22 protein-coding genes, 1 pseudogene and 2 riboswitches are annotated in these 22,192 nt (G+C 38.0%); of the genes and pseudogenes, 7 read left to right on the forward strand and 16 right to left on the reverse strand.

Annotation, left to right across the window (positions count from 1 at the left end; genetic code table 11):
* Position 1 precedes the first annotated feature (1 nt).
* A complete protein-coding gene (locus J2S10_RS13885; RefSeq protein WP_307408708.1) occupies positions 2 to 505 on the forward strand; it encodes a GNAT family N-acetyltransferase in 504 nt (167 codons plus the stop codon).
* A 76-nt stretch (positions 506 to 581) separates the two neighbouring features.
* On the forward strand, positions 582 to 848 hold the full coding sequence (locus J2S10_RS13890; protein WP_307408710.1) for a YpbS family protein: 267 nt from the start codon (positions 582 to 584) through the stop codon (positions 846 to 848).
* Between the two features lie 159 nt (positions 849 to 1,007).
* Here the strand turns inward: J2S10_RS13890 and J2S10_RS13895 are convergent, their stop codons facing one another.
* Together J2S10_RS13895 and sigX are read right to left on the reverse strand one after the other, a co-directional pair.
* Entirely contained in the window at positions 1,008 to 1,604 is a 597-nt protein-coding gene (locus tag J2S10_RS13895) for a hypothetical protein (RefSeq protein ID WP_307408712.1), read from the reverse strand.
* Positions 1,605 to 1,745: 141 nt separating this feature from the next.
* Complete coding sequence (gene sigX / locus J2S10_RS13900) at positions 1,746 to 2,273, reverse strand: RNA polymerase sigma factor SigX (protein WP_307408713.1); 528 nt, start codon at positions 2,271 to 2,273, stop codon at positions 1,746 to 1,748.
* 228 nt (positions 2,274 to 2,501) lie between these two features.
* Here sigX and J2S10_RS13905 point away from each other — a divergent pair, with 228 nt between their 5' ends.
* Positions 2,502 to 4,172, forward strand: coding sequence for a PAS domain-containing sensor histidine kinase (locus J2S10_RS13905; RefSeq protein ID WP_307408715.1), 1,671 nt, complete (start codon positions 2,502 to 2,504; stop codon positions 4,170 to 4,172).
* A gap of 245 nt (positions 4,173 to 4,417) precedes the next feature.
* On the opposite strand, the gene J2S10_RS13910 is transcribed toward J2S10_RS13905, so the two are convergent.
* Genes J2S10_RS13910 through J2S10_RS13920 form a run of 3 tightly spaced genes read right to left on the reverse strand, consistent with a single transcriptional unit; the run spans position 4,418 to position 8,336 of the window.
* Entirely contained in the window at positions 4,418 to 5,521 is a 1,104-nt protein-coding gene (locus J2S10_RS13910) for a GerAB/ArcD/ProY family transporter (protein WP_307408717.1), read from the reverse strand.
* Between the two features lie 26 nt (positions 5,522 to 5,547).
* Complete coding sequence (locus J2S10_RS13915; RefSeq protein ID WP_307408719.1) at positions 5,548 to 6,753, reverse strand: Ger(x)C family spore germination protein; 1,206 nt, start codon at positions 6,751 to 6,753, stop codon at positions 5,548 to 5,550.
* Positions 6,753 to 8,336 (reverse strand): spore germination protein, encoded by a 1,584-nt coding sequence (locus J2S10_RS13920; RefSeq protein WP_307409252.1) that lies wholly within the window; start codon positions 8,334 to 8,336, stop codon positions 6,753 to 6,755. Before J2S10_RS13920 ends, J2S10_RS13915 begins: the two co-directional genes overlap by 1 nt.
* A gap of 538 nt (positions 8,337 to 8,874) precedes the next feature.
* Between J2S10_RS13920 and J2S10_RS13925 the strand changes: the two genes are divergently transcribed.
* On the forward strand, positions 8,875 to 9,819 hold the full coding sequence (locus J2S10_RS13925; RefSeq protein WP_307408721.1) for an aldo/keto reductase family protein: 945 nt from the start codon (positions 8,875 to 8,877) through the stop codon (positions 9,817 to 9,819).
* A gap of 234 nt (positions 9,820 to 10,053) precedes the next feature.
* Here J2S10_RS13925 and J2S10_RS13930 read toward each other — a convergent pair whose 3' ends face one another.
* The 5 genes from J2S10_RS13930 to J2S10_RS13950 form a co-directional block, all read right to left on the reverse strand.
* Positions 10,054 to 11,277 (reverse strand): MDR family MFS transporter, encoded by a 1,224-nt coding sequence (locus J2S10_RS13930; RefSeq protein WP_307408723.1) that lies wholly within the window; start codon positions 11,275 to 11,277, stop codon positions 10,054 to 10,056.
* A gap of 128 nt (positions 11,278 to 11,405) precedes the next feature.
* On the reverse strand, positions 11,406 to 12,053 hold the full coding sequence (gene thiE / locus J2S10_RS13935; RefSeq protein ID WP_307408725.1) for a thiamine phosphate synthase: 648 nt from the start codon (positions 12,051 to 12,053) through the stop codon (positions 11,406 to 11,408).
* Positions 12,054 to 12,863, reverse strand: a complete 810-nt coding sequence (gene thiD / locus J2S10_RS13940; RefSeq protein WP_307408727.1) for a bifunctional hydroxymethylpyrimidine kinase/phosphomethylpyrimidine kinase — start codon at positions 12,861 to 12,863, stop codon at positions 12,054 to 12,056.
* A gap of 13 nt (positions 12,864 to 12,876) precedes the next feature.
* The gene (gene thiM, locus J2S10_RS13945; protein WP_307408729.1) at positions 12,877 to 13,692 is read right to left on the reverse strand and encodes a hydroxyethylthiazole kinase; all 816 of its coding nucleotides are present in this window, start codon (positions 13,690 to 13,692) and stop codon (positions 12,877 to 12,879) included.
* Positions 13,693 to 13,797: 105 nt separating this feature from the next.
* A riboswitch (TPP riboswitch) is annotated at positions 13,798 to 13,907 on the reverse strand.
* A gap of 74 nt (positions 13,908 to 13,981) precedes the next feature.
* Positions 13,982 to 14,248: a phage holin gene (locus J2S10_RS13950; protein WP_307408731.1), complete on the reverse strand. Its 267-nt coding sequence runs from the start codon at positions 14,246 to 14,248 to the stop codon at positions 13,982 to 13,984.
* Positions 14,249 to 14,462: 214 nt separating this feature from the next.
* On the opposite strand from J2S10_RS13950, the gene J2S10_RS13955 reads away from it, so the two are divergent.
* From J2S10_RS13955 to J2S10_RS13965, 3 genes and pseudogenes are all read left to right on the forward strand, one after another.
* Positions 14,463 to 16,562 (forward strand): transglycosylase domain-containing protein, encoded by a 2,100-nt coding sequence (locus J2S10_RS13955; protein WP_307408733.1) that lies wholly within the window; start codon positions 14,463 to 14,465, stop codon positions 16,560 to 16,562.
* A 399-nt stretch (positions 16,563 to 16,961) separates the two neighbouring features.
* Positions 16,962 to 17,216, forward strand: a pseudogene (locus J2S10_RS13960) (IS1595 family transposase); the annotation flags it as partial.
* A 99-nt stretch (positions 17,217 to 17,315) separates the two neighbouring features.
* Positions 17,316 to 18,065: a GNAT family N-acetyltransferase gene (locus tag J2S10_RS13965; protein ID WP_307408735.1), complete on the forward strand. Its 750-nt coding sequence runs from the start codon at positions 17,316 to 17,318 to the stop codon at positions 18,063 to 18,065.
* A 324-nt stretch (positions 18,066 to 18,389) separates the two neighbouring features.
* Positions 18,390 to 18,578, reverse strand: a riboswitch (cobalamin riboswitch).
* 62 nt (positions 18,579 to 18,640) lie between these two features.
* Here J2S10_RS13965 and J2S10_RS13970 read toward each other — a convergent pair.
* From J2S10_RS13970 to cobS, 6 genes are read right to left on the reverse strand one after another with little or no spacing between them, the layout of a single operon-like run.
* Positions 18,641 to 19,357 (reverse strand): ATP-binding protein, encoded by a 717-nt coding sequence (locus J2S10_RS13970; RefSeq protein ID WP_307408737.1) that lies wholly within the window; start codon positions 19,355 to 19,357, stop codon positions 18,641 to 18,643.
* Positions 19,354 to 19,863: an ECF transporter S component gene (locus tag J2S10_RS13975; protein ID WP_307408739.1), complete on the reverse strand. Its 510-nt coding sequence runs from the start codon at positions 19,861 to 19,863 to the stop codon at positions 19,354 to 19,356. The genes J2S10_RS13970 and J2S10_RS13975 overlap by 4 nt, the downstream gene beginning before the upstream one ends.
* A complete protein-coding gene (locus J2S10_RS13980; protein WP_307408742.1) occupies positions 19,850 to 20,434 on the reverse strand; it encodes a cob(I)yrinic acid a,c-diamide adenosyltransferase in 585 nt (194 codons plus the stop codon). The genes J2S10_RS13975 and J2S10_RS13980 overlap by 14 nt, the downstream gene beginning before the upstream one ends.
* Positions 20,435 to 20,447: 13 nt before the next feature.
* The gene (locus tag J2S10_RS13985) at positions 20,448 to 20,882 is read right to left on the reverse strand and encodes a bifunctional adenosylcobinamide kinase/adenosylcobinamide-phosphate guanylyltransferase (protein WP_307408744.1); all 435 of its coding nucleotides are present in this window, start codon (positions 20,880 to 20,882) and stop codon (positions 20,448 to 20,450) included.
* On the reverse strand, positions 20,834 to 21,445 hold the full coding sequence (locus tag J2S10_RS13990) for a histidine phosphatase family protein (RefSeq protein ID WP_307408746.1): 612 nt from the start codon (positions 21,443 to 21,445) through the stop codon (positions 20,834 to 20,836). Before J2S10_RS13990 ends, J2S10_RS13985 begins: the two co-directional genes overlap by 49 nt.
* Positions 21,403 to 22,182: an adenosylcobinamide-GDP ribazoletransferase gene (cobS, locus tag J2S10_RS13995; protein WP_307408749.1), complete on the reverse strand. Its 780-nt coding sequence runs from the start codon at positions 22,180 to 22,182 to the stop codon at positions 21,403 to 21,405. Before cobS ends, J2S10_RS13990 begins: the two co-directional genes overlap by 43 nt.
* Positions 22,183 to 22,192: the final 10 nt, after the last annotated feature.

A 22,192-nucleotide genomic window follows, 5' to 3' on the forward strand; every position in this document is an offset into this window, starting at 1 on the left:
CATGTATGAAGATATTACTATTAGAGATGCCGTATTAAATGATTTACCAACCATTGTTGACATTTACAATTCAACCATAGCAAGCAGAATGGTGACCGCCGATACAGAGCCTGTTTCTGTTGAAAGCCGCGAGCAATGGTTTAACATCCATTCTTCCTCGGCCCGTCCATTATGGGTTGTTGAAAATCAAGGGGAAATTTGCGCTTGGGTAAGTTTTCAATCCTTCTATGGACGACCGGCTTATAATGCTACTGCCGAAATCAGTATTTATATTCATCAGGATTCCAGAGGTAAGAGACTTGGAAAATATCTCATTCAAAAAGCGATCGATGCATGCCCCCAACTTCAAATTAAAACATTGCTAGGGTTTATTTTTGGTCATAATGAACCCAGTATTAACCTTTTCAATAGTTTTGGGTTTGAAAAATGGGCCCACCTTCCAAATATAGCCGAATTAGATGGAATCGAAAGAGATTTACTAATCCTTGGAAAAAGAATTTGGTAATGATCAGGATAATGAAAGTCATATTTTTATGATAAAATAGTAGAAAAGCATTCAACAATGAAAAGGAGCACTGACCATGAGCGTACATAAAGCAATTACCCAACATGTTAATAAACAAAATCATAGAATCAATGACTTTTTAGCACTGGATCAACAAAGAGAATATTATATTGAAGAAGCATTGGAATTATGTAAGCAAGGAAAAGCTTTTTCTACCGATAAAATTAATGAAGTGACCAAACGAATAAACGAGCTTGCAAAACAAGGGATTATTCCATCCCGTAAGCAAGTGACCAATGAGATGATCCAAGAATATGCCTCTAAATTAAAAGAATCTAACTAAAACAACTAACAAAGCAGCGGAATCCCGCTGCTTTTTCCTTATTTCTTCAAATGATAGGGAACTGTCGTTATAACCATATCCTTATGTGTTAACACCCAAAAGCGAAGTAATAATGCATAATAAATTATGCCACCTGCATTCATAGAAAAGGTATAATGTCTACATGGACAAACCCGTATTGTTGCTTTTGTTCTTTCCGTATACCATCGGTAATCCACAATATACAAAACCAATCCCTGTTAACAAAGCACCAATTGCCTCGAACCACAATTGCGCAGCTCCAACAAAACTGGCAATTACAAATAGTAACGTACCCAAAATCAAAAATAAACCGCCACGTCCAGATAGTTTTTTCGTTAGAATTGTTGAAATACCCATAATAAGCATTCCGATAACAAAGAGTATTGGACCTATTGAAAAAATCAGATTGGAAACAGGTGCATGGAACACCAAGTCAGTATTTACCCCTGAAAAACCGGCAATCTCAACAAAAACGATTCCGGAAACGAATGAAGTTCCTAAGACACTCAGAACCAATCCGATCAAACCGAGAGATTTTGATTCGGCAGCCTGAAAAACATATATCGCAAAAAGAGCAAATATTAGAATTACATGAGCTGCTAACACTATACTACTTCCAAGAATAGTGCCTTCATTGGATTCTCCGAAAAGGTTTACAAAATGGGCAATAAAAAGTAACAGACCTGAAAGAATACATGACCAGCCACCTAAAGTTCTGAATGAATTTGGTAACATTTATTCCCCTCCAAAAGATCAACTTCTTCTTTGGATGACAGTCCTGATGCAATTTTATTTTACCGGATTTCCCATAACTTTATATAATATTTTGAATATTAAATATTTTTTCAAAAAACATGAATGTAAAGTAAACTATTTTTAAACAGCCTGATCGTTTCCCCGGGCAGCAACCATAAGATTCTTTAAATGCTTAATTGCACGGTGCTGTGTCGTTTTAACCTTACTGTCTTTCCATCCTAATACCTCCGCTGTTTCAACAATGGAAAGTTCCTGAATATAGCGAAGGATTATCACACATCTTTGGTCAAACGTGCAACTTTCGAGACATTGGTACATCAATTTTATCTCTTCCCTCAGATAAATAATTTCTTCAGGCAAAGGTGATTCGTCTTTCATTTGTAGGGCTGGATTTTCAAATGAATCGACAACCCGTTTTTTCCAACTATTTTGTTTTCGAAAAAAATCAATCGCCACATTTCTAGCAATGGCAAATAGCCATGTTTTCTCACTGCATTCTCCCTTAAAATGCTGATATGATTTTAAAACCCGTATATATACCTCCTGTGCAAGGTCTTCTGCATGTTCACGGTCATGAACCATATAGTAGATAAAATTAAATAGATCGCGATGATATTTTTTATATAACTCATTAAACATCTGTTCCACTTACTTTTTTCACCTCTTAAATATTCATCACGAGATTACACGAAGGTATTTACTCCCTATTTCTATCATATGAGTCTTAATTCTTCCTTAAATTTAGTCGAATTTAAGATTTCCAGTAAAGCATTATTCCAAAAGTATGCAATATCTTGTACTATATGTATTGGAATGTATTTTTTATGTTAATAATTATGGAAAGATCAATTTCTTAAATAGAGCAGGAGATATCATATGAATAAAAAAAAGCTAGTATTCCTGTACTTTATTGCTAGTTTAGTTTGGATATATGGAACAAATTTTTTGATAGAGCAGTTTATCCCTTCATCGCTAATTTACATAGTTGAGCGGTTGAAGGAGATTTTCTATTTGTTAGTTACCGGCGGAGTCATTTATTTTTTCCTTAACAAAACAGAAGAATTACATGCTTCTCAAAAAGATGAAAAACGGCTTTCTACTTTAATCAATTCCATGGTTGATTTTGTTAATTTCAAAGATGGTGAGGGCAGATGGATTGAAGCGAATGAGTTCGGGTTACAATTGTTCCAGCTAGAGGGAGTTGATTTCAGAGGAAAAAAAGACTCCGAATTAGCCGAGTATACCGATTTTTATGCTGATGCACTCCGTTACTGCGAAATATCAGATGAAGAAACATGGAAAAACGGAAAGGTCACACACTGTGAAGAAATCTTACCTGTACCTGATGGATCAACAAGAATATTTGACACGATTAAAGTGCCACTTTTTCATGATGATGGCAGCCGTCAAGGTTTAGTCATCATTGGAAGGGATATTACTGATAGAAAAAATATGGCAAGGCAATTAGCGGAAAGCCAGCAGCAATACAAATCTTTATTTGAATTCAATCCGGATATCGTCTATATGCTCGATTTAAATGGTGTGATTACCAATTTGAACCCTCAATTCGAATTGACTACAGGGTATAAACCTGATGTGTTTATTGGTAAAAACATTGCAGGATTTATTCCCGAAAATCGAAAAAAAGAAGTTTTAAAGGTAATTTCAACGGTCCTTACAGATAAAAAAACGTGCATTTATGAAATCGATTTTCCGCACGCTAATGGAAGCTTCATCACCATTCACTGTACTTCACTCCCAATTGTTGTGGATGGACAAATTGCTGGAATAATTGGTTATGGAAGAGATGTAACAACCTTAAGGCAAACGGAAGAGCGATTGAGAAGGACTGAAAAGCTCTCAGTCGTCGGAGAACTTTCCGCTAGTGTAGCCCATGAAATTCGGAACCCGCTAACCTCTTTAAAAGGTTTTGTCCAGATTTTGCAGGTCGAAGATGAAAAGCACCAATATTATTATCAAATCATGTTAGATGAGTTAAATCGGATAAATCATATTGTCGGTGAACTTTTACTATTAGCTAAACCCCAGCATTTAAAATATATAAAAGCAGATATACAAAAAATACTGTTCGATGTCATTTCATTGTTGAGCACAGAAGCAAGCCTTTATAATGTGCAAATTAATTACAGTTTTCCTAATAAAGAATTGTGGATTGAATGTGAACCAAATCAACTCAAGCAACTCTTTATTAATTTAATAAAAAACGCCATTGAGGCATCCAATAAAGGAGGATCCATTTGGATTACCCTTGGTCCATTAGATACTGATCGGATCTCGATAACTGTCAAAGACAACGGCTGCGGGATTTCGAAAGAACGATTAACAAGAATTGGCGAACCTTTTTACTCGTCAAAAGAAAAAGGTACAGGCTTAGGTTTAACGGTCAGTTTCAAAATCGTTGAATCCCATAACGGAACGATCCAATTTGACAGTGAAATAAATCAAGGAACATCTGTTCATATTGAATTACCTGTACAACAAGGCCGCACGACTGCTGATGTTCATTCAAAAAAATATGCTGTTTAATTAAGAAATGCTCCAGCGCCTGTTTAGCAGCGCTGGAGCTAGACCGTTATCGAAGTTCAAAGATATAAATTCTGTTATTACGAGAAAAAACCTGCATTTATTTATAATGCAGGTTTTTCCATTGTTCCCGGCATGATATCCTCCGTGACCCCTACAGGAACTACAATTTTCCAGGTACGAGATTGCACCCTTGCTTTATCACTATCTAACAGTTGCAAATGGGCTGCACGAAAAAATAGCCCGTCTCAAGACGAGCTTGATTGCTTTTTTCGATTGCGAAAAAAAGCAATCATCAGCAAAATACAGGGAATAATAATTTGAAAAGGCCAATGTAAATAAACCGTAACAAATTTCAAACCTTCTTTAATATGCTCCGCATAACTAGAGGCTATTGTCATTGAAGCAAATAGGATGATAACTCCAATTGGAAAACCCAGTTTACGTTGGTTTTTGAAGTTAAAGATATCTGCTGCACCGGCTACAGCAGCATAATATAAAATCGCCACTTTAAAAAACCCGCCAATTATTAAATAAAGCATAAATAATACATCGAGCCGCTCAATAAAACCCAACTGAATTTTGCCAATTGTGGTTAACAAGGGGAAATTAGACCGTACAAAAAGATCTACGCCTAATGCAGTAATATTAATTACTGCCGTAATGGTTATATTAACACCGCTTAAAATCATCCCGCCTAGGCAGACGACCTTAACTTTTTTGGGATCGTTTATGAACGGAAGCAGCATCGTAAAGACTATCATTTCTCCAAACGGAAAGGTGATCGTGTCGCGTAAAAAGGTTTTCATTACAGGCTTCCATCCATTTTCTAAGATAGGTAGAATATTTTCCAGGTGAATTAACCCTGAAAAAATCACCAATAGCATTCCTAATAACGCCAAAAAATAGACAATACCAAAATATACTTGAGCGACTCTTGCAATCACTTCAATCCCCTTATGTATGGCATAGATTATCGTTAGAATCATCAAGGTATTAATGACAAACATCGGGGTACTGGAATATATGGTAGTTGTTAATAATTCACCAAAATCACGTAAAACCCTCGTGGCACCATACATAAAATAAACAATATATAATAAACCAGTAAATCTTCCCAACCACTTCCCTAAAATTTTTTGAAGATAACTTGTAAGGGGTAAATCCGGATAGTATTTATACAGTTGGTAATAAACGAAAAAGAGACAAAGACCTGCCGACATCCCTAACAAGATTGCAATCCAAGCATCCTGTTTAGCATCTGCCCCAAGTCCTACAAGGATAGCACTGCCCATTTCAAACAATACTACCAAGACAAACAGCTGGGAAGGGTTAATTTTTGCCTGTTCCATATCCTTCACTCCCCTTTACACTAGGGTCATTTATTTATGTTTGACCAAAATGGTTTCGTCCTGACCCCTTCCCTGCGTGTATAAGAGTCAACCTTGACATTTACTTGAAGACTGGCGAATTCGTTATCCCAATTCCCTTTTATTTTTTTCCAGAGCTTAGGATCTGCCCGATGAACCCTTTCACCAAATCCGAAAATATCGCTCTTTTGCTTTTGAGCAGCCTTTATCGAAGATACTACTTGTTTTTTTATTTCTTTTTCAACAACCTTGTCAATTTTTTCGATTATATCCGGATCCGTTAAATCAATAGCCGTATTTGCTTCACTGAGCCAGCCTTCGTCTGCTATGAGGATATTGATAATCGGTTTTCCATTTTTTACATTGGCAGAGACTTTGGTCTTTGATCTGATTGTGACGAAGTTAAGAACATTTTTTTTTCCATTCCAACTCACGTTAATATCCGTGCCTTTCACTTTATTTAGGATCCAAACCACTCCACGGGCTTTTTCATGATCAATCCAACCGGTTAATTTACCATTTCTAAAAACTGCCAAACCATCCGCTTCAAGTACCGCGTCCGTTACCGTTTTTTGCAGAAATGATGCATTTTTAGACTCGCTTATTTTTCCTTTCATCATATAGCCGCTCAAAACAGATTCCTTCCCCGTGCTAATCACACCGCTTATAAAATCATCGATATTTACGCTTAAATTTTCACCTAGCATATTTTCTGTTGTCTTTATCTCTTTGGTAATTTTATTTACAGGCAGTTTATCTAAAAGTGACAAGGAGCTAACCACTTCTTCTGCTTTTGTATCTCTACTTATTACAACTTCCGTGGTCGTTCTAAATTCAGGATCCCTTTCTAGGGAATCAAAGATCTTAAGCATATCTTTTTTTGCAATTTCTTCACTGATTACCAATAAATTCGTATGAGCGTAGTATAGACGCCGTGATACTTTTTTCGTAGTTAATCGGGCTGCCTCCGTTATCGTATCACCGGAGCTTTTAAAAACAGCTATTGGTAACCCTTGGCCTCCTCCGGTTTGTCCTGCCGATACATTCCCCGGATTCACGATTTGAAACGATACATCAAACTTTTTTGTTTTTCCCTTGTCAATTCCCATTGCCATTATAAATGCTAAGTCAGTAAGTTCCTTTTGGTTCCAACAGGCACTTAAGATTGGCAAAAACAGGACCGCAATCATCATTCCTAAAAGGCATTTTTTCATCACTGCTCACCGTTTGTAGGTTGATTATCTTCTTGTTTAGGGGGTTCCGGTTTTTGATTTTCACCTGTTCTGGCCATATTCCCTTTACTAATAAACATCGGCCGATTTTTCATCGCCCATATTGGAAAACGAACAAATATATCTTGTTGATTTCGAATATTAAATGGGGCTAAAGGCGACATATAGGGAATTCCAAATGAACGTAACGAACATAAATGGATGGTCATAAACATAAGACCTAGCATAATACCATAAAAGCCCAATATTGTAGCCAATCCCATTAAAACAAAGCGAAGTAGTCTTGCAGCAATGGCCATGGCAAATACAGGCGTCGAAAAATTCGCTATTGCTGTTATCGAAACAACGATAACCATTACTGGAGATACGAAACCAGCTTGGACTGCTGCCTGTCCGATTACGAGTGCACCAACGATAGAAACCGCCTGACCAACCGCTCTTGGCAGTCTTAATCCCGCCTCCCTTAAAATTTCGAATGTAACTTCCATTATTAGCGCCTCCACAAAAGCAGGGAACGGAACACTTTCACGTTGTGCTGCGATGGCGATTGCCATCGTCGTTGGGATCATTTCCTGATGGAAGGTTGTTGCCGCAATATAGGTAGACGGTCCGATCAAAGCGATAAAAAATGCTAAAATCCTTAATAAACGAATGCCGGTTGAAATATCAAAGCGTGAATAATAATCATCCGCGGCCTGGAAAAATTGAATAAAGATTGCCGGGGCCGTCAGTACAAACGGTGTCCCATCCACGATAATCGCAATTCTTCCCTCGAGCAAATGAGATACCACTACATCCGGTCTTTCCGAATGAAAAGTAGTCGGAAATGTTGTCCATGTTTGATCTTCAATTAATTGCTCAATGAATCCCGAAGCAATGATGGAATCGATTTCGATCCGATTTAACCTTTCTTTTACTTCTTTAACGATTTTTTCGTTTGCAATCCCTTTAATGTACATTAAACCGATATCGGTTTGTGAAACCGTACCAATTTTCATCGTCTCAAGCCACAGATTCGGGCTTTTTATCCGGCGGCGTATTAACGCAGTATTCGTTCGGAGTGTTTCTGTAAATGAATCCTTCGGACCACGGATAGATAATTGGGTAGTTGGTTCAGAAATCGCACGCTTTTCCCATCCCTTTGTTTCTACGTTAATCGCTTTATTATAACCGTCTAAAAAAATAACCGTATTTCCTGATAGGATGGCATCATAGACGTCATTCCAATTTTTAATGGTCTTAACGCTGCCTAAACCCGTAGCCATATTAAGCATCCATTGAAAAGAATCTACTTCTTCTATTTTTGTATCTTCGGTTAAGGTTTCAAGAAAAAATTCACTAATCATTTGATTATCAGCTAATCCATCTACATAAACAATCGTTCCTCGATCTTTCGAAAATCCTATTTCCCTGAACACGATATCTGTACTGCTGCCAAACTCTTCCTTTATCCTGGAGATATTCTCTTGATAATCGCGCAGAATTGGCAATTCCTCCGGTTTTTGCGGATCTTGCTGCTGCCTTAAATTATCATTTTGTCGCTTTTTTTGTTTCTTTTTTAACATATTTGACAAAATCGACACAATCTCCGCCTCACTTGTAAAAATAATAATTATTTTTTATCCAATCTTGGGTATTTTACCCAATACAATTGGTCTTATCCCTTCCATGAATAAGATGTTATGATAAAACGAACAATAAAGGAAATGTCGATTGAAGGTGAAACTGGTGAAGATATTTTTTGTGACGCTTTTATTGGCTTTTATTTTATTTCTCTTAAATAGTTCAATTGACCTTATAATGGGAGTTAATTTTCATGGGTTAATATGGAAAGAATTGAATCCTTTTCGGGTGATGGAACCTGCAGAATATATTATTTTAATATTTTTTACGCTTTTTTTCATCTTCGATTCCATTGGAGCTTACCTCAATAAGAAGAAAGGAAATAATCCCTCCTCCAATTGATAAGTTATTTCAGAGTAATATCTCCCCTTCGTTTTTCAATCTAATGGGTTATTTTTCTTGTAAAACCAAATTGTAGACATGGATTAAGAATTGTAGTATTTTTATTTTGGATTACGAAGTTTTCAGGGAGGGATTTTGATGGAATATCGGCGCTTAGGAAAAACAGGATTAAAGGTTAGTGAAATCAGTTTAGGCAGCTGGCTTACATATGGGGGCTATGTGGAAGAGCAAAATGCCGCCGCTTCTATTGATAAAGCCTACGATTTAGGAATTAACTTTTTCGATACGGCCAATGTTTACATGCGTGGAGAAGCTGAAATTGTTGTGGGTAAAGCATTAAAGAACTATGCACGTGACTCTTATGTTCTTGCAACGAAGGTATTTTGGCCGATGGGAGATGGTCCCAATGATCGAGGCCTTTCACGTAAACATGTAATCGAACAATGCCATGCCAGTCTAAAACGCCTTAACACGGATTATGTGGATATCTATTATTGCCACCGTTTTGACCCTGAAACACCTCTTGAAGAAACATTACGTGCCCTTGATGATCTTGTCCGCCAAGGAAAAGTCCTATATGTGGGTGTAAGTGAATGGACCGCTGAACAAATTACCGAAGCTGTTCATCTTGCAGATAAAAAGCTTTTGGACCGCATTGTTGTCAACCAGCCGCAATATAGCATGCTTCAGCGTTATATAGAAAAAGAGGTCCTTCCGGTCAGTGAAAAACATGGCATCGGTCAAGTCGTTTGGTCTCCGCTTGCACAAGGTGTCCTAACAGGTAAATACCAAAAAGGAGAACAAGCTCCCGCGGGCAGCCGTGCATCACAGGAAAAATTCAGTAATCTTTTTGGATTGTTAACAGAGGAAAATCTCGATAAAGTGGAACTTTTAAAAGAAGTTGCAAAGGAAAATGAACTTTCTTTGGCGAATCTTGCCCTAGCTTGGATCTTAAGACAACCAAATGTTGCAAGTGCCCTTGTCGGAGCAAGCCGCCCTGAGCAGGTTGAAGAAAATGTGAAAGCTTCCGGAGTAAAGTTAAATGAAGAAACTCTCGGTCGAATTGAAGATATATTAAGATAAGAAAAGCGGAAGCGCCCGTTTAGCGCACGACAGGACTAGAGCGCTTCGACTGAAATAAAGAAAACACGAATCGCGTTTTTGGCGATTCGATGTTGACTTATCGTAGTAAGAAGAGCGAAGTACACTAGCCGCTGGGCGCAGGAGCTGGACAATTCTCAAAGATTAAAATTTAATATTTTCTTATTCTTAAAAAATGCCTCCGGTAGAAAATACGGGAGGCATTTTTATACAAAGTTACAAAACTTTTTCCACACCTGGCAATTTCATCTTAATAAACGCTTGGTTTCCAATTTGGAAGAAAAAGATTCCGCCAAGTGTAACGATACTAATCGTCCAAAACATGATTTGTCCATGAAAATGACTTAAAAGATAGCCTCCAAAAATTGGCCCAAAGAAATTTCCAATTTTACGAAACTGACCTGCACCAAAATAGGTGCCTCGTAAGTGTTCAGGGGCTAGTTGATCGATCACCAAACTGCTTGAAGGGAAAATTAATATTTCTCCCAACGTTAAAAAAATCATCGAGATAATGGCGATTAACCAGCCATTGATAAAGCTGCATGAGAATAATCCGGCCGCCATTAAAAGAGCGCCAATAACCATCGCTTGCATCGGCTTAAACCTTTCAGCAAAATGACTAATCGGCATTTGTAAAACGACTACCATTACCGCATTTACCGTAAGGAGAACAGAGAATATGACAACACCATTTTCAAGCTTCCCTTGTAAAAATTGTGGTAAATTGGAGTCCATTTGGACATACCCCATATTAACGATAATTCCCCCTAATATGAGATAACGAAGCGCACGATCTGTTTTGATAATCCTAAACGCAGAACCAACTGAAACCGACTTTTTATTCGTTTGTTCCACTTGCGGTACAACTAGCTTACTCAAAAAGAATACTAAGACGAAGGCATAAAGCAAATAGGTAGTACCTGTTAATGTGAACGATAATTTTGCCGATGCAGTAGCAAGATAAGCACCTACTAATGGTCCTACCGAAGCACCGATGTTGATGGCTGTATACCGTAGAGAGTACGCTTTCATTCGATTTTTCTTTTCCGTTAAATCTGCCATTAGTGCCTGTGAGGTTGGCTCAAAGAAAGAATTGCAAAGTCCATTCAAAGCATTTAAAAGGATAAACCATCCTTGGCTCTGGGCTATCGTGAAGCCGTAATAGACAAATGCCAAGGTGAACAAGGAAATTAGCATCACCCGCTTACGGCCAAAGCGATCCGACAGGTGGCCGCCGACAAATCCACCTACTGTTCCCATTAACGGACTCATCCCGACAGTTATTCCGATAATGAGAGGTGGAAGGTCCATGTGTCTGGATAAATAAATTGATAAAAACGGAAGTGTCATGAATGCAGAGCCTCTTGATAAAACCGTCCCAATCAATAATACCCATATAATGGTATGGAACTGCCCGATATAATTTTTAATTTTGTTCATAAATTTGCCTCATTTGTGTTAGATTTCTTTCTATAGTAAACCAATTTGTTGAAGGAATGTAAAGAATTTACCTATTCTTCTATTATAAAAAAAACCATCCTGACAGTATGAACAGGATGGTTTTTTTACTAAATATTTCCTTTTAAGTTTTGGGCTGCTTCCTTAATGTTTGCAGCATGACTGATTGCGGTAATGACCGCTACGCCATCCGCCCCTGCATCTACTACTGATCTGGCATTCTCAACCGTTATCCCGCCAATTCCAACAATCGGGATATCCATCCCTTTTGTTCTTAGCTCCTTAATAAGAGTAGTTCCGCGGACCTCTTTTGCATCTTTCTTTGTTTTTGTAGGAAAAATAGGCCCTAAACCCAGGTAATCTGCCCCGCATGCTGCAGCGAGCTGTGCCTCATCATATGAATGAACAGACACACCAAGAATTTTGTCCCCGATTTTTTCGCGGATATTTTCTATCGGCTCATCATCCTGGCCAATATGAATGCCGTCCGCATCCAATTCGATTGCCAGCTCTATATCATCATTAACAATAAAAAGAATCCCGTTTGTTTTACATACCTGTTGAATTTCCTTTGCTAATTGATATTTTTCCTGACCAATTAAAGCTTTTTCCCCCTTTTCGCGGAATTGGAAAATGGTAATGCCGCCTTCAATTGCTTCTTCTACAACTTCCAGGGGATTTTTCAGACAATTATTGCTGCCAACAATAAAATAAACCTTTAACGCATCTCTTATTTTCTTACTATCGATTCTTGCCATTTAAGAACGACCCCTTTTTCGATTGAACGCCCAGTGGTTTGTCGGTCCGTGGCCCGCACCGATGGTTAATTCCTCTTCAATTGCAGCTTGAATAAAGCTTTTTGCAGTGGTTACAGCATCATAAATAGAGGATCCTTTTGCCATTTCAGCTGTAATTGCTGCTGAGAACGTACAGCCGGTCCCATGGGTGTTTTTTGTCAAAATTCGTTTACTATTAAAATAGTAGAATTCCGCGCCATCATAGAGAAGGTCAACCGATTCATTTGTATCTTCATCGTGCCCTCCCTTAATCACCACATTCTGTACACCTAAATCAAGAAGTCTTTTAGCGGCTTCCTGCTTATCATCCATAGTAGTAATCGAAAGTCCCGTTAACACTTCTGCTTCAGGAATATTAGGTGTAACCACCATTGAAATTGGTAAAAGGTATTGCTTTAATGCGGAAATTGCTTCCTGTTGCAATAACGAAGCGCCTCCTTTTGCGATCATTACCGGGTCGACTACTACTTTCTTCCAGTTGTAATCCTTTATTTTCTCAGAAACCACCTGAATGATTTCTGCATTAAAAAGCATTCCCGTTTTCAATGCATCTGCCCCGATATCCTCCCCAATGGATTCCATTTGCTTTATAACGGCTTCAGGTCCCATCGGATAAACAGCCTGGACACCCAAGGTATTTTGGGCGGTAATCGCTGTAAGAGCCGACATCCCGAATATCCCCAGTTCTTGAAATGTTTTTAAATCAGCCTGAATCCCGGCACCGCCCCCTGAATCAGACCCGGCGATCGTTAATGCTTTTTTTATACTCAAAGCAAATCACTCCTTACACTTGCTCGATTTTTTCAACATTACTGTATTTGTTTATTTGATCATTTGAAACAAGAGCCAGTTGATTAAGCAATTCAATTTGGAAACTGCCTGGTCCTCGCTGTGCTGTCTTTTCAGCGGCCATTTCTGCTGCAACACCATAGAAAACCAGTGCTGATGTTGCTGCAAGGACTAAATCTTTTTCAATTGCTGCAAATGCTCCAATCACCGATGTCAACAAACACCCAGTACCCGTTACTTTTGTCAATAATGGATGCCCATTATGAACCACATAGGTGGTATGTCCATCTGAAATCACATCGTCCTTACCCGTAATCACGACGACTGTTTTTAATTTTTTTGCTGTCAGAATGGCGAGTTCCACGGTATTCCCGTTTGCTTCTCCCGCATCGACACCTTTGATATTCCATTGATATCCGGCGACATTGGCGATTTCTGCTGCATTTCCCCGCAAAACAGAAACCTTAACTTCATTCATAATACGCTTCGATGTTTCGGTACGGAAGAGGGTCGCACCTGCACCTACCGGGTCAAAAATAACTGGTACGCCATGCTCGTTGGCAGATTTTCCGGCAATGATCATCGATTCAATTTCGGTCGAGTTTAATGTTCCAATATTTAAAACAAGTGCTCCGGCAATTTTCGCCATATCAGCGACTTCTTCGGCCGCATAGGCCATTACCGGCGATGCACCAAGTGCAAGCAGCCCATTGGCTGTAAAATTTGTGACCACAACATTTGTAATATTATGTATCAGTGGATTTACCTCTCTTACTTTTTTCAACAATGTGCTTATGAAATCTTGATTCATTTTCTTTTCCTCCTATTATTAAGCCTCCATTGACAGCTTATCCTTTAAAAGAATAAAAGTCAGATCCATAACGGACCTGACTAAAGAGGTAAGCGAGGAGAAAAAAGTATATTTCCGCTACTTTCCTACGCTGGTACGATCCAGATCAGGTCCAAAGGGTCGACAACGGAATTGTTTTTCTCTCAGCCCTTTCCCGGGCACCCCTAGTAGTTATTAATCCTATTCTTTTAAAATAATAATATCGCTTCAGAACCGTTTCGTAAATAGAAATGTATGGCTATTCGTTTCTTTATTTTGGTTCCTCGTATTTTAATGCGTGGTCACTGTCCCTATATCCTTTTGTAGTTGGATCCTGTACGATACCAAGTAATGAAAGGATTACAAAGACTCCATTTATAAAGGTTAATATAGAATTTTGAATTGCACCTGTAAGTTGAAAATGTGTTACTCCCAATGTATTTAATCCTGATAAAATGAGTTCGGCAACAATCATAATTTGTGATATAAATGCAACGACCCACTTCTTGTTTTTTAAGCGGACCTTCCAGTTAATCATCATCTCATCCCCTTCATATGTTGTGATTTCTTTTTATTAACATATGCATGAGTATTAAAATGATTGTCCACGAATATCATGAGTGAATCTTCAATTTGGTAATTTTTATTATTAATGGGGATATTAGTATGAAAAAGAGCTATTATTGGTCTTTTTCAAGAAGAAAAATTATAATTGATAAAATAAAATTCCCTTTTGAAAGTAAGGAGAGAAAATGAAACTATTTAAACCCATTTGGGAAATGTTCGTTCGATTTTGGAAAAAGAAACATTTAACTCAAATTTTCTTATTAATTATTCTTGTTTTAGTACTCGGAACCATCCTGTATTTTGCCTGGCTCGCAACAAGAGCCAATGTTCAGTCATTGCAGGAAGGCCTAAGCCAGCCAACAGTAATCTATGATAAAGATGGAAAAATAGCCAGCAATGTCTCGACCAATCGAACGAAAGGCGTTCAAATTAAAGAGCTTCCGAAATATGTTCCGAATGCTGTGGTTGCCATCGAGGATGAGCGTTTTTATGAACACGGCGGCTTTGATATTAAAGGGATTGCCCGCGCCTTCTTCGGTAATTTGTTAAAAGGACACATCACGGCCGGAGGAAGTACACTTACTCAACAGCTTGCCAAAAATGCGTTGCTTTCTCCTGAAAGAACCTATACCCGCAAGGCAGAGGAATTATTTCTGGCAGTTAAAATGGAGCAGGTTTATACGAAAGAAGAAATCCTGCAAATGTATTTAAATCAAGTTTATTTCGGAAGCGGTGCCTGGGGAATCGGCAATGCCTCGAAGAAATATTTTAATAAGAATATCAGTAATATTTCGATTAGTGAGGCGGCAATGCTTGCGGGACTTTTACATGCGCCGAATTACCTGGACCCATATAGAAACTATGATCTTGCCATGAAGCGAAGAGATACTGTTTTAGCAAAAATGAAAGAGCTTAACATGATTAATGCAGCACAGTATAACACGGCGATAAAGGAAAAAATAAAACTTCAAGATGGCGGCGGCAGTTATGTCGACCGAAAATATCCTTATTATGTCGATGCCGTTTTGAACGAGGCAATATCCAAATATGGCTTAACACAGGATGAAATTATGACAAGAGGATACAGGATTTATACGGAAATGGACCAAGGTATTCAAACTGGTCTCGAAAGGGTATATAGCAGAAATTACCTATTTCCAAGAGGAATGAGTAATACACTTGTTCAAAGCGGAGCTGTATTGATGGACCCTGCATCAGGCGGAGTAAGGGCTCTTGTTGGCGGTCGTGGAGAACATGTTTTCCGCGGATTTAATCGGGCCACACAACTTCAGGCACAGCCCGGCTCGACAATGAAGCCGCTCGCGGTATACACACCTGCACTTGAAAAAGGTTATGATTATTCGTCACAGCTTATCGATCAACCTATTTCGTTTGGAAATTACAAGCCGGAAAACTTCTCTAAAACCTATTCGGGCCAAGTACCTATGTATAAAGCGGTAGAAGAATCGTTAAACATTCCCGCTGTTTGGCTATTAAACCAAATTGGTTTAGATAACGGAATCGCGTCATTGAAGCGCTTTGGGATTCCTGTTGAAAAGGCTGATAAGAACCTTGCGATTGCCCTGGGAGGGATGAGCAAAGGGATTTCCCCATTACAATTGGCTGAAGCCTATACTGCTTTTCCAAATGGCGGAAAGCGAGAAGACAGTCATTTGATTACAAAAATTGTTGGACCTACAGGTAATATTATTGCCGAACGAAAACCGGCGACGACAAAGGTTACTTCTAAAAAGGTAACAGACGAGATGACCTCAATGCTTTTAAATGTAGTCGAATCGGGTACAGGTAAGCTGGCCCGAACTCCCGGAGTCGAGATTGCCGGGAAAACAGGTTCGACCCAGCTGCCATTTACAGTAAATGGAACAAAAGACCAGTGGATGGTAGGTTATACAACGGATATAGTTGGGGCCATTTGGATTGGCTACGACCAAACCGACCAGCAGCATTATCTGCCTAGCAGCAGTTCGACAAATGTTGTTCCGCTTTTTAAAGAAATAATGAAGGCTTCACTTCCATACACGAAGCACGCTGACTTTAGTGTTGATTCCATCAATACACAGCTGGCTCAGCAAGGACAGGCACAGAAAAATTTTCAGGAAAAGGCGAAACAAATCAGTAAAGAATTAAATGATAATGCCCAAAAACTCGGGGCAACGATTAAAGAGCATGCACCTGCTTGGAAAAAAGGCTTTGAACAGGCTGTAAATGCCATTGGCGGAGCGGTAAATTCACTTGTAGAAAAGCTTCAAGGCTTAAAGCATTAATAATTTCACGTAAAAAACCAAAATTGATGTTTAAAATAAATGGTTCCGTTTCAGGGTGCAAAATAGTTAAATGACATAGAAAATGGCGTGTAAACTACTTTAAGTTTTAACACGCCATTTTCAATATTATATGGACTAAATGACAATCAAATTAAAGTTCCTCCTAATCCACCAAAGCACCCGTTGTGCATTAAGAAAAAACAGCTGATAACTAGCCAATCATTATGTAGATTTGTCTGTTGACAGTCTGAATGCGGAGCTTATTCGGACAGGACTGTACAATAAGTATTGTCATTGTAAAAAAGTGTGAAATTTCTAATGCCAATTAACCTTAAAAACTGGAATATTCTTTTGTTTAAAAGAAAGGCTCTGTTAAAGGTAAATGTTGATAATTGAGGACACAAGTTGTTGATCGCTCTTAAAAAAATGGATTTTGAGCGTTTTGAGGGTATAGTCGAGGTCGACGAGACCTATTTCTTATACTCCCACAAAGGTCAACGTGGCATTTTTGGGCGAAAACCTCGTAAATGAGGAGGCAGCTCCAAACACAGAGGAATAAGCCACGAGCAATTTTGCATTCTTGTTGCAAGAGATCGTACAAAAGCTACTGTCTCCAAAGTTGCTTGTATGGGGCGTGTTGTTAAAACCAGAGTAATCTATATTAAAGGAAAATGGAAATCAAATACATATCTGATTAATCTAATAAACGGACAATTAGAAAAATCATTTAAATATCATAAGGAGTGTATTACTATGAACAAAATTTTAGAAAACAATCTTAATTTAGAGTGCAAAAAAAATCTTTTAGAAAATCACATTAATTTTCTATCAAAACATAGAGGAATAAAAGAGTGTCTTGAATATGCTAAATATATTCACAGCGATAATCCAGATTTCAATATCTTTTTTCCTTTTTCAAATGAAAGTTTAGAGAAAATGAACAAGGAATACACTATTTACTTGCCTCAATGGATTTTAATGAATGAACAAATGAAATTAAAATATAATAAAATTGGTAGTCTTACCTATATGGTTTTAGCCAATGAAAAAGCAAGATGGGAAATTAACAAGAAAATTATTATAAAAAGAGCAAATTCTCTTTCTGACATAGAAGATTTTAGCGTTACACAGACATGGGGATTTTGTGAAACCGAAGAAAAATTTAACCAAGCGTATTCATGGATGATGCAAAAAAATATAGAAAATCTTGATGACAACACTCAAAATTTTTATGTTGCTTATGATAATGAGAAGCCTATTGGTGTTACATTGTGCATATATTATAAGAATATAGCAGGAATTTATGCTGTTGCCACACTACCAGAATATAGAAAAAAAGGGATTAGCACTACTCTAATACAAAGAGCTGTTGATGATGCCAATATTAATAATATGGCAGCAATTACTTTACAAACATATTCTGAATCATATGCACATTCTTTTTACAAAAAACTTGGGTTTGAGGATGTATTTGATTGCGGTATTCTTAAACCTATAAATTAAATTTTTATAACCCTGTGAAGCTTGACATATAATACTCACAGGTTTTTTTTAGCTCAACATAATCTAAATTTTGTTGTTTTTATTCTCTATAAGTAGTTGGACAATCGGATTATTGCTTTTTTATTTGTTGAGATATATTCGCAAAATGTCAATTCAGGAACTCCTAAAAGTAGTTTCTTAAAAAATGGTGCACTATCAACACTTATCTTTAACATAACCAAAAGAAAATAGCGTGAGTCAATTCTCGCGCTATTTTATGTGTCATTTTATACTTATGCACCCGAAAACGCTCAGGTCGCTTAACACTCTACTATCCGCATAGGTTTGGTGTGCAAAAAACAGGCAGGTTTCCTGGCTCATGGTCATGGCTCCCTATGTCTTCCCATCGATTTGACAGTGACATCTTATAGGTTGCTATTTACAGTGGCGGGACCGCGTTGGCTTTTACCAAACTTCCCTATTAAGCTAAGAATCTTTATTAAAGACTCCAGCACCTATTAGCAATCTATTTTTTTATGATATTACTTATTAAATAAACAGGAAATTTTGAATATACTTTTTCAATCCGTGAGCATTTATCTTTCTATTTGCACTGAGTGGAAAAACCTCCCCGCAAACTTCTTTACTACTCCATCCTGATCTGGAGGGTAAGCAACAATTATACACGTCGCTGGGCCAGATGATTTTAACAAATCTACGTTAGTTGTAACGAATTCTGGTGAAAATCTTACGTTTTGAAACATTTGATTCATCTCAAATAAAATTCCTTTTGAGCCAACAGGCCAAATCATTATATCCTTTATCTTGGTGATTTCCTGAAAAATGGATAGAGGTACGATGTTGTTTTTGTTTTCTATTACACCCATTCCAACCAGCGGCAAACCGATTACTGCGTATTTCAGTTGTTCAGAGAATTTTATCTCAGTTATTTTATTCAAAGGCTTTTTGCCCAAAACAATTACACCAACAGCAGATTGCAATAAAGAAAAATTACTTTCTGTACTACCGGTAATAGAAACATCCTTCAAACCAAGTTCATCTAACCCCGTTTGGATTCCTCTAACTAATTCTTCCCATGGTCCATTTCCACAAAAGTTTTGTAGAATTACGGACATGGGTTGCCCGCCGGCTGCTATACATTCCATGACCGCAACTCTAAATGAATAATAGGCAACCGTATCGTACGGTACTGCAACAAGGTCATGATCCTTCAATCCTATGGCTCCGCTATTATCACTAGCGATAATCAGAGAATTGTCTTTATCAAAAGGAATGGTTAGTACGTCTCTCATGGCTTTACCTCTTTTTTGGATATTCCCTGTTTAACCAGAAAGGATAGACGTGGAATGACAAACAAAGCAATTCCTGTATTGAGGATGGAACCAATTAGCAGTGACGGAACAATTGAGAAATAAAAAGCTTTATTTATTAAAAAAATAAATGGCACTGGTGCAGCAAAAGAATTGCCAAGGATAAACACTGCAATAGCTGCAATCTTTTGGTTATTTTTATTAAAAACTCCAAAAATCCATACAAGTAAAGCCATTTCCACAGCAATTAAAAAATGCATAGGTCCTAATGGAAAACCACCCAACAACGCCGATATCAAATGACCGAATGCTGCAACCATTGCCCCGCCCCGGCTGTTAATTAATGCAGCTGCGAGCAGTGCCGGAAACACATCCAAAGCTACACTTCCAACGATAGCGGGTATCTTTATCGAAGCACCGACAACAGACAATGCTGTGAACATGGCCAGCCAGCTTATTATTTTTCCATTCATTTTATTTTTCATCATTACGTTTTCCTTCCCTGAATACTTTCGCACTGCGTAAGTATTCCACGTCTTTTACATTTAGCCGGTGGTTAATAACCCTGGCTAAAGCAAAAAAATAGTCAGATAAACGATTTAAATATTGCAGCGCTAATTCAGATGTTTTTGAGTCTGCCTTCAATAGCTTGACTACTAATCTTTCCGCTCTTCTTGTTACAGTTCTAGCAATGTGAATCGATGCCGATGGCTTTGTCCCCCCTGGTAATATAAACCGTTCGAGCTCTGGTGACTCCGAAATGAATTCATCGATTCTCTTTTCCAAGTAGTCAATTGATTCTTTTTGAAGCTTTAACTCCCGCTTTTCTGATACATTTGCAAGATCGCCGCCACAATCGAATAATTCATGCTGAATTTTTTCAAGATCATCCAGTACATCCTTGAATATTTCCGTATCTAGTTCCGTGATCGCCTGACCGACAAAACAATTTACTTCATCAATTGTTCCATAAGCTTCTACCCTTGTGTCATCTTTGTCCACTCTGCCGCCAATAATACTTGTTTTTCCCTTATCACCTGTTCGCGTATAAATTCTCATTGAGTTTTCCCCTTTATTTAATAGTTTGATTGATTCCATACCAAATTAGGTTTACTTTTTCTGCTTTTGCCGCACTATCTTGATAGGCCCATCCAGTTACATCCCGCCACAACCTATTTGCCTTCTCCAATGGAACAATCCCTTTTGTAATATCCGTTCCAATTACCACTACTTTTCTAGTTAATTTTGCTTTTTCCCAACTAAGCCAATTATCTAGGCAGCTATTCCAGATAGTGCGGCATTTGTCCGAATCAAATTCTTCCGTTAAACCTTTCAGCCATGTTTCTACTCCTTCAAGGATGATCAATTCTTGGTTAATTTTATTTAAATCTGTTGGGAGGGGACAGTTTTCATAAGCTGATAACCAACGGTAATCCACTGTTCCCATGTATCTGTTCTTTACCCATGATCTTTTCCCGTTAAAGGCACCTCCAATAATAAAGTGCACCGTTTACCCCTCCTTAACGCGTCTTTATCAAACATAAGTTCAAGCCCTTGATCATGAGGGGTCTGCCAGCTCCAAAAATCTTTCTGTTCTGGTGCTAATTCCGATAATAAATATCTTATTACCCCGCCATGTGTCATCACCGCACAACGTTGAATGCTATGAGAATGCATCTCTTGAATTATCCTTTGCCATCCAGCTTGAACTCTTTTGGTGAATCGGTAAAAAGATTCTCCCTCTGGCGGACAAATATGAAAAGGATCTGATAACCAGCGTTGATAAAGAAGATCTGCCTTAAGCTCGTCGTATGTTTTCCCTTCCCATTTACCGAAATGCATTTCTCTTAATTCTTCTATCAGAAATGGGTTAGTATTCGGAAATAAAAGTTGAACTGTAGAAATACATCTTTGTAAATCACTTGAAAAATAGTATTCGTACCTCGTACTTATTGAAAGATCTTTTGTTTCAGGACATAAGGGAGAATCATTCCACCCTAAATATGCTTTTCGTTTATTTTCTACTGTTAAGCCATGGCGAAATAATGCAATAACCACACGGTCATCCATAGAATTAACTCAGTCCCTTCTACAGAAGCTCCTAAGACGTCTCCGGTAATCCCGCCAAACCATTTCACGGCTTTACGTTTACAAAAATACAAACAACCAGCAGCTACGATAATCACTATTCCTGCTAGTAACATATCTTTATTTACTAGAAATAGAAAACCAATTATGTACACTAGGTAGATCCATAATGCTCCAGGTGAAGCTGCACTTTGAAACAATGAACCGAGCCCTTCATTTTTAGCTGACTTAACGGTTAACAGAAGGACGCCCATCACACTTTTACTCAAAAAAGGAATCGCTGTAATAAAGATGTAGGATAAAGCTTCAACATTCAATGTGCTTTCATAAATAAAAAGAAATCGACAGCTTAATAAAACAATAATCGATAGAACGCCAAACGCTCCTGTTCGAGGATCCTTCATAATTTCGAGTCGTTTTTCTTGATCCCGATATGAAAAATAAGCATCGCACGTATCCATCCAGCCATCTAAATGGATTCCACCTGTTAGAAGAATCGTTGCCAGCCATAGTATAAATGCTATAGCTAGATGGGAAAAAGGAGTCCATAGCAGTAATCCCCAAAAAAGGGATGAATAAATGATCCCTTGAAATAATCCTAATAGAGGAAAGGTTTGAATTGCCTTTCTAAGATGATCCTTATCCATTGGTATCTCTAGCGCAATTGGAATCGCCGTAAAAAATTGCAGGTTAATCAGAAAACCTTTGATGAACTTCATTATTTTGAAC

Source organism: Neobacillus ginsengisoli, from assembly GCF_030813055.1.

Bases quoted from the DNA above. Each gene is read 5' to 3' on its own strand.
- J2S10_RS13885 (WP_307408708.1), top strand. From the start codon at position 2: ATGTATGAAGATATTACTATTAGAGATGCCGTATTAAATGATTTACCA.
- J2S10_RS13890 (WP_307408710.1), top strand. From the start codon at position 582: ATGAGCGTACATAAAGCAATTACCCAACATGTTAATAAACAAAATCAT.
- J2S10_RS13895 (WP_307408712.1), bottom strand. From the start codon at position 1,604: ATGTTACCAAATTCATTCAGAACTTTAGGTGGCTGGTCATGTATTCTT.
- J2S10_RS13905 (WP_307408715.1), top strand. From the start codon at position 2,502: ATGAATAAAAAAAAGCTAGTATTCCTGTACTTTATTGCTAGTTTAGTT.
- J2S10_RS13910 (WP_307408717.1), bottom strand. From the start codon at position 5,521: ATGGAACAGGCAAAAATTAACCCTTCCCAGCTGTTTGTCTTGGTAGTA.
- J2S10_RS13915 (WP_307408719.1), bottom strand. From the start codon at position 6,753: ATGAAAAAATGCCTTTTAGGAATGATGATTGCGGTCCTGTTTTTGCCA.
- J2S10_RS13920 (WP_307409252.1), bottom strand. From the start codon at position 8,336: ATGTTAAAAAAGAAACAAAAAAAGCGACAAAATGATAATTTAAGGCAG.
- J2S10_RS13925 (WP_307408721.1), top strand. From the start codon at position 8,875: ATGGAATATCGGCGCTTAGGAAAAACAGGATTAAAGGTTAGTGAAATC.
- J2S10_RS13930 (WP_307408723.1), bottom strand. From the start codon at position 11,277: ATGAACAAAATTAAAAATTATATCGGGCAGTTCCATACCATTATATGG.
- thiE (WP_307408725.1), bottom strand. From the start codon at position 12,053: ATGGCAAGAATCGATAGTAAGAAAATAAGAGATGCGTTAAAGGTTTAT.
- thiM (WP_307408729.1), bottom strand. From the start codon at position 13,692: ATGAATCAAGATTTCATAAGCACATTGTTGAAAAAAGTAAGAGAGGTA.
- J2S10_RS13950 (WP_307408731.1), bottom strand. From the start codon at position 14,248: ATGATTAACTGGAAGGTCCGCTTAAAAAACAAGAAGTGGGTCGTTGCA.
- J2S10_RS13955 (WP_307408733.1), top strand. From the start codon at position 14,463: ATGAAACTATTTAAACCCATTTGGGAAATGTTCGTTCGATTTTGGAAA.
- J2S10_RS13965 (WP_307408735.1), top strand. From the start codon at position 17,316: ATGAACAAAATTTTAGAAAACAATCTTAATTTAGAGTGCAAAAAAAAT.
- J2S10_RS13970 (WP_307408737.1), bottom strand. From the start codon at position 19,357: ATGAGAGACGTACTAACCATTCCTTTTGATAAAGACAATTCTCTGATT.
- J2S10_RS13975 (WP_307408739.1), bottom strand. From the start codon at position 19,863: ATGATGAAAAATAAAATGAATGGAAAAATAATAAGCTGGCTGGCCATG.
- J2S10_RS13980 (WP_307408742.1), bottom strand. From the start codon at position 20,434: ATGAGAATTTATACGCGAACAGGTGATAAGGGAAAAACAAGTATTATT.
- J2S10_RS13990 (WP_307408746.1), bottom strand. From the start codon at position 21,445: ATGGATGACCGTGTGGTTATTGCATTATTTCGCCATGGCTTAACAGTA.
- cobS (WP_307408749.1), bottom strand. From the start codon at position 22,182: ATGAAGTTCATCAAAGGTTTTCTGATTAACCTGCAATTTTTTACGGCG.